General features: G+C 68.6%; 11 protein-coding genes. 9 read left to right on the top strand and 2 right to left on the bottom strand.

Going from position 1 to position 13,438, the window contains the following annotated elements:
* Nucleotides 1-143: 143 nt before the first annotated feature.
* Nucleotides 144-1,664 (bottom strand): thioredoxin family protein, encoded by a 1,521-nt coding sequence (locus tag ABE423_RS18960; RefSeq protein WP_346487158.1) that lies wholly within the window; start codon nucleotides 1,662-1,664, stop codon nucleotides 144-146.
* A gap of 119 nt (nucleotides 1,665-1,783) precedes the next feature.
* On the bottom strand, nucleotides 1,784-2,233 hold the full coding sequence (locus tag ABE423_RS18955) for a GNAT family N-acetyltransferase (RefSeq protein ID WP_125895818.1): 450 nt from the start codon (nucleotides 2,231-2,233) through the stop codon (nucleotides 1,784-1,786).
* Between the two features lie 66 nt (nucleotides 2,234-2,299).
* Here ABE423_RS18955 and ABE423_RS18950 point away from each other — a divergent pair, with 66 nt between their 5' ends.
* The 9 genes from ABE423_RS18950 to ABE423_RS18910 all read left to right on the top strand — a co-directional run bounded on the left by ABE423_RS18950 (nucleotide 2,300) and on the right by ABE423_RS18910 (nucleotide 13,387).
* Nucleotides 2,300-3,235, top strand: coding sequence for a TIGR03571 family LLM class oxidoreductase (locus ABE423_RS18950; protein WP_125895817.1), 936 nt, complete (start codon nucleotides 2,300-2,302; stop codon nucleotides 3,233-3,235).
* A gap of 125 nt (nucleotides 3,236-3,360) precedes the next feature.
* Nucleotides 3,361-3,672 (top strand): DUF3817 domain-containing protein, encoded by a 312-nt coding sequence (locus tag ABE423_RS18945; protein WP_049462784.1) that lies wholly within the window; start codon nucleotides 3,361-3,363, stop codon nucleotides 3,670-3,672.
* 154 nt (nucleotides 3,673-3,826) lie between these two features.
* Entirely contained in the window at nucleotides 3,827-5,023 is a 1,197-nt protein-coding gene (locus ABE423_RS18940) for an MFS transporter (RefSeq protein ID WP_125895816.1), read from the top strand.
* Complete coding sequence (locus ABE423_RS18935; protein ID WP_125895815.1) at nucleotides 5,020-6,213, top strand: isochorismate synthase; 1,194 nt, start codon at nucleotides 5,020-5,022, stop codon at nucleotides 6,211-6,213. Before ABE423_RS18940 ends, ABE423_RS18935 begins: the two co-directional genes overlap by 4 nt.
* On the top strand, nucleotides 6,210-7,862 hold the full coding sequence (locus ABE423_RS18930) for an AMP-binding protein (RefSeq protein ID WP_125895814.1): 1,653 nt from the start codon (nucleotides 6,210-6,212) through the stop codon (nucleotides 7,860-7,862). The genes ABE423_RS18935 and ABE423_RS18930 overlap by 4 nt, the downstream gene beginning before the upstream one ends.
* Complete coding sequence (locus ABE423_RS18925) at nucleotides 7,862-8,494, top strand: isochorismatase family protein (RefSeq protein WP_125895813.1); 633 nt, start codon at nucleotides 7,862-7,864, stop codon at nucleotides 8,492-8,494. Before ABE423_RS18930 ends, ABE423_RS18925 begins: the two co-directional genes overlap by 1 nt.
* On the top strand, nucleotides 8,494-8,751 hold the full coding sequence (locus ABE423_RS18920; protein ID WP_125895812.1) for a phosphopantetheine-binding protein: 258 nt from the start codon (nucleotides 8,494-8,496) through the stop codon (nucleotides 8,749-8,751). Before ABE423_RS18925 ends, ABE423_RS18920 begins: the two co-directional genes overlap by 1 nt.
* A complete protein-coding gene (locus ABE423_RS18915) occupies nucleotides 8,748-12,638 on the top strand; it encodes an enterobactin synthase subunit F (RefSeq protein ID WP_125895811.1) in 3,891 nt (1,296 codons plus the stop codon). The genes ABE423_RS18920 and ABE423_RS18915 overlap by 4 nt, the downstream gene beginning before the upstream one ends.
* Complete coding sequence (locus ABE423_RS18910; protein WP_125895810.1) at nucleotides 12,629-13,387, top strand: 2,3-dihydro-2,3-dihydroxybenzoate dehydrogenase; 759 nt, start codon at nucleotides 12,629-12,631, stop codon at nucleotides 13,385-13,387. The genes ABE423_RS18915 and ABE423_RS18910 overlap by 10 nt, the downstream gene beginning before the upstream one ends.
* Nucleotides 13,388-13,438 lie beyond the last annotated feature (51 nt).

Below are 13,438 nucleotides of genomic sequence, written 5' to 3'. Positions count from 1 at the left end.
GGACAGGACCGTTGGCGCCAAGGATGGCGCCATCGAGCACCATGGAGGGGCTTTTGCGTGTCCTGGCCAGCGGCCCCCGCCCCCTCCCACACGGATCAACAAAAGCGCCGGCCGGCGAACCAGCCGCCAGCGCTTTCATCAACTCAACTCAACCAATCCTTGCACGCGCCATCCACCTGGTCACCGCACGCCTGCTGCATCCGCTGCTGCAATCGCGCCAGCGTCTCCGCACCCTGGTGCTTGCCGCTCCACGCCTTCAACTCCCCGGCCAGGCGCTCGAAGCGCTGGCGGGTGCGCTGGTGGTAGCCCGATGGCTGTGCTTCCAGTTCGGCGATCAGCGAAGCAGTGGCCTGCTCGACGCGCGGCGCATCGTCCGGGGCCAGCCGCAGCAACCCTTCCACGTACTGCACGCCCCACTGCACGCGGGTAGCCGGGCCCTGTGCACCGTCGTAGGCGCGCTTCAGCCACTCCAGCGCACCGGCGGTGTCGCCGCGCTGCTCGGCCAGTTCGGCCAGTTCGGGCATGTAGTAGTACGGCTGCTCGCTGCGCTTCAGCTCGGCCAGCAACAGCGCCTCGGCACCGGCGTCATCGCCCGCTTCGCGCAGGGCATACACCGCGCTGCTGATCGTGGCCTGGCGTGCATGCGCATCGGTGGCGGCGGCATCGGCCGCGGCCACGCGCTGCTTGACCCGTTCCACCAGCGCCGCCGGCAACGCGCCCTTGGGTTGCTGCTGGCGGGCCAGCGACACTTCGGTCAATGCGCGCGACAACGCATCGTCGGCGCGGTCACCGCGCTCGGCATCGGCGCGCTCCAGTGCGACCAGCAATTGCTGGCCCAGGGTGTTGGACGTGGCCGGGCCTGCACTGGCCTGCTTGACCAGCTGCACACCTGCATAGCCGAGCAACTCACGGTTGCGGCGCACTTCCGCCGGTTGTGCCAGTACGGCCTGCAGCAGCTCGCGCACTTCGGTGGGCGAGGTATCGGGCTTTTCGGCTGTAGCCAGAGCCAGCAGGGCGAAACGGCGCTGCAGGGCGGCGTCGGGTGCCGCCCTGGACAACTGGCGCAGCACATCCTGGCTCCTGCGCTCGCCGGCCAGGCGGTTGGCGTCCACTTCCCAGCCATAGTCGCCCAGCACCTGCCAGTCTTCGGCGGCCAGCCGGTCCGGCGTTGCCAGCGCGGTGGCCAAGGTGGCGGCAACAGCACTGCGGCGGCCTGCAGCGACGGTCAGGGCCCGGGTCAGTTCGGCGGCGTCATTGCCACCGGCCACGCGGGTGATTTCGTTGCGCTGTGGGTCCAGCACGATCAGGGTCGGATAGCCGCGTACGCCGAAGCGTTCGCCCCAGGCCTGCGCACCTTCCTCGTCGCCATCCAGGTAGACGGGAACGAATTTGCTGGTCAGCGCGATGAAGGCCGGGTCCTTGAACAGGCCCGCCTTGAGCTGGTTGCACGGCGGGCACCAGACCGCACCCCAGTACAGCAGCACCGGCTTGCCGCTGTCGGCGGCTTCGGCGAAGGCATCGTCCACATCGCCCTGGCGCCAGGCGATGGCGGATGCCGGCGCGGGTGCCTCGGCAGAGTTGGCGGTGGATACCGGGGCCGGGGTGCAGGCGCTCAGCGCCGAAGCCAGCAGCAACACGGAAAGCGCGACGCGCATCGGCAGCATCTCGAAGGGCAGGGTGACAGGCCATTGTAGGAACCGCCGGGGAGCCTGCTGATTCAGTTTGCTTATGACAGGCGTGCCGCAGGGCATGACGCCCACCGGGCATTGCCGGGCGGATGCCTTCAGGCCGCTGCCCGCACCATCTGCTGGTACACCAGCCCGTTGAACTCGCCGACCTCCCCATCCAGCACAAAGCCATAGCGCAGGTAGGTAGGCACTGCGTTGAGCGAGGCGCGCACCGTCAGTACCGGCTCGCGTACCTGCGGCAGCACGGCTTCGAACAAGGCATGGCCGATACCTTGGCCCTGGCACGCGGGATCGACGAACAGCATTGCCAGGTGCCGGCCCTCCTTCAGTTCGACCACGCCGACCACGCGCGCATCCTGTTCGGCCACCAGGATGTGGTTGTCACCCTGCAGGCGCGCACCAAACGCATCGGCTGCAGCGACACTGCCGAAGGTGGCGATACCGGCCGCGCTGAGCGAAGGCGCCACCGCCGCAGTGAACGCGGCCAGGCACACCGCGCTGATCGCGGGCAGGTCATCGACGTGGGCAGGGCGGATCGTCGGCATGCAGTGTTCTTCCAGTGGTGGGCGGTGCGTCATCGTCGCCGCAGGTCTGCACGCTAAGCTGGCGGCATGAGTGATTTCAATCCTGCTTACGCTGCCTTGTTTCCGCAACAGGGTCTGAGCCTGGGCCTGATGACGCCTGTCGCCGCACATGGGCTGGCCGATCCGCATGAAGCCAGGCGGATCGCGCGGCTGGCCGATGATCTTGGCTTCGCCGCGCTGTGGACCCGCGATGTACCGTTGATGGTGCCACAGGGCCCGGATGCAACAGCGAGTGCGCTGGATGACCCGTTCCTGTGGCTGGGCATGCTGGCTGCCGCGACCGAGCGCATCGTGGTCGGCAGCGCAGCCATCGTGCTGCCATTGCGCCAGCCGCTGCAGGTGGCGAAGTCGGCCTTGAGCCTGGACCGGATCAGTGGCGGACGCTTCGTGCTGGGCCTGGGTTCGGGTGACCGCCCGGAAGAATTTGCCGCGTTCGGTGAGGATCTGGAGGGCAGGGCGGCGGCGTTCCGTGAGCGTTGGACGTTGTTGCGCGCAGCGTTGTCACCAGAGGCCGATGAACGGGCCACCGTACTGCAGGCGACCGGTGGTTTCGACGTGCTGCCGGCGCCGGCAACGCGCATTCCGATGCTGGTGGTGGGTACTGCGCGGCAGAGCCTGCAATGGATCGCGCGCGAAAGCGAAGGCTGGGCCACCTATCACCGCGAGGAGGTGGCGCAGGAAGGACGCATCGGCCTGTGGCAGCAGGCGCTGGTGCAGCGCGGCGGGCCGGGCAAGCCGTTCGTACAGTCGATGCTGCTGGACCTGCAGACGGATCCGCAGGCGCCAGCCGAGCCATTGCCGCTGGGCCTGAAGGTCGGCCGCGATGGTCTGCGTGACTACCTGCTGCGCGTGCATGCGCAGGGCGTGGCACATGTGATGTTCAACCTGGTCGACAACGGGCGGTCGATGGACGCGGTGCTGCGCGAGATCGGCGAGCAGGTCCTGCCGGATGTGCTCCGGTAGGTGTCCACCTTGGTGGACACGTTCCAGCAGTCGAGCACGGCTCGACTCTACATGGGGTTCGCATCTGCGTATCATTCGCATTTGATATCCCGATGCTGGAGCTCCGCGTGACCCAACGTTCCCCCATGCACCCGACTGGACGCCTGTTCGCGGTGGTCGCTTTCATCGAGGCCGTGACCTGGGCCGGCCTGCTCATCGGCATGTGGATGAAGTACGGCCCGATGGCCAACGTTGCGCTGGTCAAGTTGTTCGGGCCCCTGCACGGCGTCGCCTTCCTGGCCTATGTGGCGGTCACTCTGTTCGCGGCGGTGCGGCTGCGCTGGCCGTGGTGGGCCAGTGCCCTGGCACTGCTGGCGGCGATCCCGCCGCTGGTGACGCTGCCGCTGGAGTGGTGGTTCAAGCGTCGTGGTCTGCTGGGCCTGCGTGCAATGCGCTGAACCCACTGTTGCATGCCCATTCAAGAGAATGGGTATCAAATGCAAATACGAGCCGTTATCATTTAAGGATGGCATCGGGCCCTGAGCAGGACTGATGCCGGGCGGGGGCGTACAGACGCACCCGGCCATCCTTTCCTGTTACGGCTGGTGTTTCATGCACGCACGTCCCGTCGTTCCCGGCTTGCCGGCGCTGGTGTTGGCTGCCCTGATCGGCACCATGGCGATGATGTCCTTCGTCGCCGTGATCGGCCCGGTGGTCCGCATGCTCGGCTTGTCCGAGTGGCATGCCGGCCTCTCGGTCACCGCCGCCGGTGTGTTGTGGATGCTGGCCGCGCGCCCGTGGGGCCAGCTCAGCGACCGCATCGGCCGCAAGCGCGTGCTGATGCTGGCGATGAGTGCCTACACCGTGGTCTACATCGCGCTGGCGGTGTTTATCGACGTGGCCCTGCAGGCGGTGCCGCCTGTGTTGGTATCGGTGCTGGTGCTGGTCGGTGCGCGTGGCCTGATCGGCCTGTTCTACGCCGCGGTGCCTCCTACCGCTGCCGCGCTGATTGCCGACAAGGCACCGACCGGGCAGCGTGCGAAATTCCTCGCCCGCCTGGGCAGCGCCAACGCACTGGGCATGGTGCTTGGCCCGGCCGCCGCTGGCTGGCTGGCCTATACGAATCTGTCGCTGGCGCTGTATGTGGCCGCATTGTTGCCGCTGCTTGCTCTGGCATTGCTGGCGTGGCGGTTGCCGGCCACACCGCCGGTGGAGAGCGCTTCTGCGCAACGCCGCCAGCCGATGAGCCGTCTCGACCCGCGCCTGCGCCTGCCACAGCTGGCGGCGTTCATCGCCATGGTCTCGGTGACCATCGCGCAGGTGACGGTCGGCTTCTTCGCGATCGACCGCCTCGGCTTGGATGCAGCGGCGGGCGCGCGCATGGCGGGTATCGCGCTCACAGCGGTTGGCGTCGGCCTGATCCTGGCGCAGGCGCTGGTGATGAAGCTGGAGGTACATCCACGCCGCTGGATCGTCCTCGGCGCGCTCATTTCCGGCATCGGCTTCGCTTCGGTGGCGGGCGTGCAGCAGGCCTGGCAGTTGCCGGCGGCGTACGCGCTGGCCGCGTTCGGCATGGGTTTCGTATTCCCCTCGTTCCAGGCGCTGGCCGCCGATGGGGTGGAGGCGCACGAGCAGGGCGCCGCGGCCGGCACGGTGGCGGCCGCGCAGGGGCTGGGCATGGTGGCCGGGCCGATGCTCGGCACGCTGTTGTATCGCGGCGGGCCCAGCCTGCCTTACCTGCTGGTCGGCGCGCTGCTGCTGTTGCTGTGCGCGCTGGCCGCAGCGCATCGAATGAAGGAGACCCCATGAACGATTCCCTGATGCAGGGCGCGTGGCCGGAGGCTGCGCCAGCGCCGCAGGAGAACACCGACGACGCGTCGCTGTTCCTGCTGCAGCATGCGGGCCAGCACGTGCACGCACGCGGGTGCCGCGCCGCGCTGCCGGCCGGTGCACTGGCGACGCTGGCAGAGCGCGTTTCGGAGTTCTTTGCCCAGCAGCGCGGCGGTCCGGGCCTGTTGGTTGGCGCGGTGCCGTTCGAACCGCGTGCGGACGATGCGTTGTACCAGCCCGAGCGCCTGCTGCCGGCGCTGGCACTGCAACCTCAGGCCGCACCGCCGCTGGACGGCGCCCTGCGGGCCGAGCCTGTGCCGCAGGACTATGCGTCAGCGGTTGCCGCGGCGGTGCAGGTCCTGCGTGCGCCCGAGCAGAACCTGCACAAGGTGGTGCTGGCGCGCAGCCTGTTGGCACGCACCCGCGAGGCGCTGTCGCCGGACGTGCTGCTGGCACGCCTGGGCGCGGATCCGTCGGTGGCGACCTACGCGGTGCCGTTGCCGGTGGAGCTGGGCCAGGCGCCGGCGTGGCTGGTGGGGGCAACCCCGGAACTGCTGCTGCGCAAGCGCGGTGCCGAACTGTTGTCGCATCCGCTCGCCGGTTCAGCACGCCGCAGCGCCGATGCCGCCGAGGACGAGCGTGCCGCGCAGGCGCTGCTGGCCTCGACCAAGGACCATGACGAGCATCGCCATGTGGTGGACGCCATCGTCGAGGGCCTGGCACCGTACTGCAGCCACATCGATGCACAGCCACGGCCGGTGCTGCATGCCACCGCCAGCATGTGGCACCTGGGCACCCGCATCCATGCCACCCTGAAGGATCCGCAGACGTCTGCCGCCGAACTGCTGGCACAGCTGCACCCCACACCGGCGGTCTGCGGTACGCCGCGGCTGGCGGCACTGCAGCGCATCCGCGAACTGGAACCGGTGCCGCGCGGCTTCTACGCCGGCGCCGTGGGCTGGCTGGATGCGCAGGGTGACGGCGACTGGTACGTGGCGATCCGCTGCGCACGCCTGCAGGGCACGCAGCTGCGCCTGTATGCCGGTGCCGGCATCGTCGCCGAATCGGAACCCGAGGCCGAGGTGGCCGAAACCGCGGCGAAGTTCGCTGCCCTGTTGAACGCGCTGGGTGTCCATGAATCCGCGCCCTCCATCGAGCCTGCCGCATGACTACCTCCATTGATCCCTCCCGCCTGCCACTGCAGCAGGTGTGGCCTGATGAACTGATGGCGCGCTATCGCGAGGCCGGTCACTGGCGCGGCGAGACCTTCCCGGCGTTCCTGCGCGAGCGCGCGGAACGCTATGCGGATGACATCGCGGTGGTCGCCGGCGATGTCCGCCTGAGCTACGCGCAGCTGTGGCACGAAGCCGGTCGCATCGGTTCCGGACTGCTGGCACTCGGCCTGCAGCCCGGTGAGCGGGTGCTGGTGCAGCTGGGCAACACCGCCGGATTCATCACCACCGTATGCGGACTGTTCCGTGCGGGTCTGGTGCCGGTATATGCGTTGCCGGCGCATCGCATCACCGAACTGGTGCACTTCGCCAACAAGGCCGAGGCCAGTGCCTACATCACTGCCGACCTGCACGATGGCTTTGATCATCGCGGGCTGGCGCGGGCGCTGCAGGCCGAGGTGCCGGCGCTGCGCCACGTGGTCATCGATGGCGATGCGGCGGAGTTCACCGCGCTGCAGGCGCTGCAGGGCGATCGCAGCGAGCTGCCGGCCGACCCGGATCCGCAGTCGGTGGCGTTCCTGCAGATCTCCGGTGGCAGCACCGGCCTGTCCAAGCTGATCCCGCGCACGCACGACGACTACATCTACTCGTTCCGCGCCAGCAATGACCTCTGCGGCATCGACCGCGACAGCGTCTACCTGGTCGCGCTGCCGGCCGCGCACAACTTCCCGATGAGTTCGCCCGGCTTCTTCGGTGCGCTGTATGCCGGCGCCCGCGTGGTGCTCAGCCCCGGTCCCGGCCCGGATGCGGCCTTCCCGCTGATCGCCCGCGAACAGGTGACCTGCTGCGGACTGGTGCCGCCGCTGGCGCTGCTGTGGGCGCAGGCGGCGGCAACCACTCCGCACGATCTGTCCAGCCTGCAGGTACTGCAGGTGGGCGGCGCCAAGCTGGTGCCGGAAGCTGCGCGGCGCGTGATCGACGGCCTGGGCTGCACCTTGCAGCAGGTGTTCGGCATGGCCGAGGGCCTGGTCAACTACACCCGCCTGGATGATCCGGAGGAACTGATCGTGGCCTGCCAGGGCCGTCCGATCAGTCCGGACGACGAAGTGCGCGTGGTCGATGACCACGACCAGCCGGTGGCCGAAGGCGAAGTGGGCCATCTGCTGACCCGCGGCCCGTACACCATCCGTGGCTATCACAACGATGCGGTGGCCAACGCGCGCTCGTTCACCGACGACGGTTTCTACCGAACCGGTGACCGCGTGCAGCAGCTGGCCGGTGGCTATCTGGTGGTGCAGGGCCGTGCCGGTGACCACATCAACCGTGCGGGCGAGAAAATCTCCGCCGAGGAGATTGAAGATCACCTGCTGGCCCACCCTGGTGTGTTCGACGCGGCCGTGGTCTCCATTCCCGACGAGTATCTCGGTGAGCGCAGCTGCGCGTTCGTGATCCAGCAGGGGGAGCCGATAAAGGCGCCGGCACTGAAAGCCTGGATGCGTACGCGCGGCCTGGCGGCGTTCAAGGTGCCGGACCAGGTCGTGTTCGTCGACAGTTTCGATACCACCGCGGTCGGCAAGATCAGCCGCCGCGAACTGCGCGCGCAGCTGCGTGCGCGTCATCTGCAACAGACAGGAGGAACGCGCTGATGGCGCTGCCCCGTATCACCGATTACCCCTTGCCGACCGCCGCCGAACTGCCGCAGGCCCGAGGCCCGTGGCGCCCGCAGCGTGATCGTATTGCGCTGCTGGTGCATGACATGCAGCGCTACTTCCTGGCGGCATTCGACGCGGGTAGTACGCCGCTGCGGCCGGCGGTGGACAATATCGTGCGCCTGCTGACGCATTGCCGCGCGCACGGCATTCCCGTGTTCTACACCGCCCAGCATGGCGACCAGGATCGCCGTGACCGTGGCCTGCAGGCCGATCTGTGGGGGCCCGGAATGCGCCGCAGCGCCGACCATGAACCGATCATCGAGGCGCTGGCACCGCAGCCGGGCGAGCACGTGCTGGTCAAGCACCGTTACAGCGCGTTCCAGCGCAGCAACCTGGAGACGCTGATGCGGGTGCGTGGCCGCGACCAGTTGCTGGTGACCGGCGTGTACGCCCATATCGGCTGCACCGCGACCGTGGTCGAAGCGTTCCAGCGTGATATCGAGGCCTTCATCGCCGCCGATGCGGTGGCGGACTTCTCGCGCGCCGATCACGATCAGGCGCTGCACTGGATTGCGCGCACCAGCGGGGTGCCGATGACCACCGACCAGCTGCTGGAGGTGCTGTGATGGCTGCCACGGGTGAGGTGCTGGATCTGGAGCGCATGCGTGCCGACGTGGCGCGCGTTCTGGAGTGCGAGCCAGCAGAGATCGGTGACGACGACAACCTGATCGACCTGGACCTGGACTCGATGCGCATGCTCGGCCTGGTCCTGGCCTGGGGCAACACTGGCTTGCCGCTGGAGTTCTCGCAGCTGGCCGAGCACACCACGCTGCGCCAGTGGTGGGGCGTGGTGCAGAAACTGCAGGCCGCGCAGAACGCATGAACGTCGCTGTGCTGGCCACGCCGGTGGCACTGACCGAGGCCCAGGCCGGACTGTGGTTCGCGCAGCGGCTGGCACCGGACAATCCGTCGTTCAATACCGCGCATGCGGTGTGGATCGAGGGCCCGCTGGACGTGGCCGCGTTCGTCGCAGCAGCAGACCAGGCTGCGGGCGAAGCCCAGGCATTCGCATTGCGCTTTGCGGAAGGGACCGATGGTCAGCCGCTGCAGTGGCATGACCCGGCACATGTGCCGCTGCTGTCGGTGCGCGATCTAGCGGGCGAGGTCGACCCGGCATCGGCGGCGCGTGCCCTGATGCAGGCCGACCGGCTCAGCGCGGTCGATCCGACCCGCGACCGCATAAGCCAGCAGGTGTTGTTCGATCTGGGGGGGCAGCGCTGGGTCTGGTACCTGCGCGTGCATCATCTGGCGGCCGATGGCTATGGCATGGCGCTGTTCACTGATCGTGTGTGCGCGTTGTACGCGGGGCGTACGGGTGAGCCACTACCAGCGCTGGCTGGCGTGCTGGCCGATGATGCCGCGTATCGTGCCGATCCGCGGCGCGAGCAGGCCGGGCAGTGGTGGCGCGGGCAGCTGCAGGGCGCGCCGGCGGGCGCGGGCCTGGCCGGTACGCTCGCGGCCAGTGACGACGCGCTGCGCTGGGTGCAGCCGCTGGATGCGGAGTTCCGAGAGCAGCTGCTGCAGGCCTCGGTGCGTTGGTTGCAGCCATGGCCGGATGTACTGGCCGCGCTCGCCGCCGAGTATCTGCGACGGATGAGCGCCACCGATGAAGTGGTGCTGGGCGTGCCCTACATGGGGCGACTCGGCAACGCGTCGGCGCGGGTGCCGGCGATGGTGATGAATGTCCTGCCGCTGCGCGTGGCGGCTGGCGAGGGCAGCGTCGAGGCCTATACCCGCGGCCTGGGGCGGCAGCTCAGCCAGGGTCGCAAGCATGGCCGCTATCGCGGCGAGCAGTTGCGCCGTGACCTTGGTCTGGTGGGCGCACAGCAGCGGCTGCACGGTCCGCTGGTGAATGTGCAGCCGTTCTACAAGCCGCTGGCGGTGACTGGCGTGCAGGCGACGCTGGAGGTGCTGTGCACCGGTCCGGTGGATGATCTGACGCTGGGTTTCCGTGGCGATGGCCAGCACCTGCTGGACCTGGAGATCGAAGCCAATCCCGCGTTGTACAGTCGGGAGGATGTCGAGGCGCACGCGACCCGGTTGCTGCATTTCGTATCGGCGGCGCTGGAGGCCGGAGACATCGCGGCGGTGCCGCTGGCCTCCGCCGTAGAAGCGCAGCAGGTGGTGCATGGTTTCAATGCCACCGCGCATGCGCTGCCACAGACTACGTTGGTTGAACTGCTGCAGCAGGGCATGGACCGTGACCCGCACGCGCCTGCGCTGGTGTTCGGCGACACCAGGCTGGACTACGCAACGCTGGAAGCGCGGAGTTTCGCGCTGGCGGCACAACTGCGCGCGATGGCGGTCGGTCCGGGCAGTGTGGTGGCGGTGGCATTGCCGCGCTCGCTGGAACTGGTGATCGCGCTGGTGGCGGTGCTGCGTGCGGGTGCCGCCTACCTGCCGCTGGACCTTGCCCATCCCGATGAGCGCCTTGCGCGTATTCTCGCCTCGGCGCAGCCGGCGTGCGTACTGGCTGCGGCAGAGGTATCGGCGCGCATGGACGGTGTGCCGGTGCTTGCCCCCGACCAATGGACCGCGCTGAGTTTCGCAGCACCGTGGGCCGATCCGGCGCCCAGCGATGCAGCCTATGTGATCTATACCTCCGGTTCGACCGGCGAGCCGAAGGGCGTCGTCATCGAGCACCGCGCCATCGTCAACCGCCTGCTGTGGATGCGCGAGCACTACGGCATCCGTTCCGATGACCGTGTTCTGCAGAAGACCCCAGCCACGTTCGACGTCTCGGTCTGGGAGTTCTTCCTGCCGCTGCTGTGCGGCGCGACGCTGGTGGTGGCGGGTCCGGACGCGCATCGTGATCCGACCGAGCTGGCACGGCTTGTGCGTGCCCACGACATCACCACCGCACATTTCGTGCCGTCGATGCTCGACGCGTTCCTTGCCGCGCCGGCCTCCGAAGGCCTGCAGCTGCGCCGCGTGTTCACCAGTGGCGAGGCGCTGGACGCATCGTTGCGTGATCGTTTCCATGCGCGCGTGCAGGCCGAACTGCACAATCTGTATGGCCCGACCGAAGCGGCCGTGGACGTGAGCTACTGGCCGGCCTCTGCGCAGGACCGCTCAGGGCCGGTACCGATCGGCTTCCCGGTCTGGAACACACGCCTGTACGTGCTGGACGCGCGGATGCAGCCGCTGCCGGTAGGTGTGCCGGGCGACCTGTATCTGGGCGGCGTGCAGCTGGCGCGTGGCTACGTCGGCCGCGATGATCTGACCGCCGAGCGCTTCCTGGCCGATCCCTTCCTGCCGGGCGAACGGATCTACCGCACCGGCGACGTGGCGCGCTGGCGCGCCGATGGTGCCGTCGAATACCTCGGCCGCAGCGACCACCAGGTGAAGCTGCGCGGCCTGCGCATCGAGCTGGGCGAGATCGAGGCGGCGCTGCGCGAGCTGCCGGGCATGGAGCGCGTGGAAGTGCTGCTGCGCCAGGACACGCCGGGCGATGCGCGGCTGGTGGCCTATGTGCCAGCGGCGCTTGCCGATGCCGTGATGCTGCGCAGCCACCTGGCCACGCGCGTGCCGGACTACATGGTGCCGTCGGCGTTCGTTGGCGTGGATCAGTGGCCGGTGACCGCCAACGGCAAGCTCGACCGCAACGCGTTGCCGAAGCCGCCGCAGAACGAGATTGCCGGACTGGCGCCGCGCACGCCGCTGGAACAGGAGCTGGCGGTGCTGTTTGCCCAGGCACTCGGGCGTGAAGCGCCGGTGGCGGTGGATGCGGACTTCTTCAGTCTCGGCGGTGACTCGCTGTCGGCGGTGCACCTGCTGCTGGCCATCGAACAACGCTGGCGCTGTGACCTCGGCCTGGGCGCTTTGTTCGCGCAGCCGACCGTGGCCGCATTGGCGACGCGCATTGCCGAGCCGCCGGCGCTGGCCGACCACGCATTGGGCCCGGTGATCTCGTTGGCTGCGACTGATGCTGATGGGCCCACTCCGCTGTTCGTGCTGCACCCGGCCGGTGGCATCGCCTGGAACTACCGCAGCCTGGCGCGCGCCCTGCAGCCGGCTCGCCCGGTGTACGGCCTGCAGTCGCCCGCGCTGGATCCGAAGCAGCCGTTGCCGTCCAGCATCGAAGCCATGGCCAACGACTACGTGCAGCGCGTGGTCGCATTGCAGCCGAAAGGGCCGGTGCATCTGCTGGGTTGGTCGGTGGGAGGCATCCTCGCCCAGGCGATGGCGGTGCGCCTGCACGAGATTGGGCGTGAAGTCGGCGAACTGGTGCTGCTGGACGCCTACCCCAGCGAATGCTGGCGGGCTGAGCCGGAACCCGATGCCATCGCCGCATTGCGCGCACTGCTGGCGATTGCCGGCCATGATCCGGATGCACATCCGGAGCTGGACAGCCGTGAACGTATTCTCGGCTTCCTGCGTCGCGGTGGTAGTGCGCTCGGCAGCCTGCCGGATGTAGTGCTCGATGGCGTGGTGCGTGCGGTGACCGGCACCAACCGGTTGATCCGCGAACACATCCACCAACCATTCGACGGCACGCTGGTGCACGTGCGCGCTGGCCGGGATCATCAGGCGCGGCCGCAGCTGCAGTCGGCGTTGTGGCGCACGCACGCGCGCAGGGTGCAGGCGCTGGAGCTGCCGTTCCTGCATGCCGAGCTGACCGGCCGCGATGCGGTGGCGCAGCTGGCACCGTGGTTGTCGGCGCGCCTGCGCCACTGGGATGAGCAAGAGGAGATCGCAACATGCAGTTGACCGGCTTTGAAGGTCGCGTGGCCCTGGTGACCGGTGCCGCCGGCGGCATCGGCGAGGCTCTGGTACGGCTGTTGGCCGAGGCCGGCTGCACGGTGGTGGCAACCGACCGCGAGGCGCCCGTGGTAATGGATGCACGTGTACAGGCATTTGCGCTCGATGTGACCGACAGCGTAGCGGTGGACGCACTGGTGGATCGTGTGGAAGCCAGCATTGGGCCGATCGGTCTCGCCGCAAGCGTGGCCGGGGTCCTGCACGTGGGCGAGGTGACCGGGACTACCGATGCCGATTGGCGCCGGGTGTTCGCAGTCAATGCCGATGGTGTGTTCCATGTTGGCCGTGCGCTGGCGCGGGTGATGTCACCGCGAGGCCAAGGCGCGATCGTCACCGTCAGTTCGAATGCCGCCGGCGTGCCGCGGCATGGCATGGCCGCCTATGCCGCGTCCAAGGCCGCCGCCACGATGTTTACCCGTTGCCTCGGGCTGGAGCTGGCGCCGCTGGGCATCCGCTGCAATATCGTCGCCCCGGGTTCAACGCTGACCCCGATGCAGACCGGCATGTGGCAGGACGAGCACGGGGCCGAGCGGGTGATCGCCGGCAGCCTGGAGACGTACAAGGCCGGCATTCCGTTGCGCAAGCTGGCCACCCCGGAGGACATCGCGCACTCGGTGATGTTCCTGCTCTCCGAGCAGGCCGGGCACGTGGCGATGAGCGATCTGTACGTGGACGGCGGCGCCACCCTGCGCGGGTGAGCTTTGTAGAGTCGAGCCATGCTCGACTGCCTTGCGGCATGAGTCGAGCAT

This window comes from Stenotrophomonas sp. TWI1409 (assembly GCF_039673015.1).
Lineage (GTDB): Bacteria > Pseudomonadota > Gammaproteobacteria > Xanthomonadales > Xanthomonadaceae > Stenotrophomonas > Stenotrophomonas maltophilia_A.
Note: the sequence above shows the minus strand (reverse complement) of the source record. Positions and strands in the feature narration are given on the sequence as shown.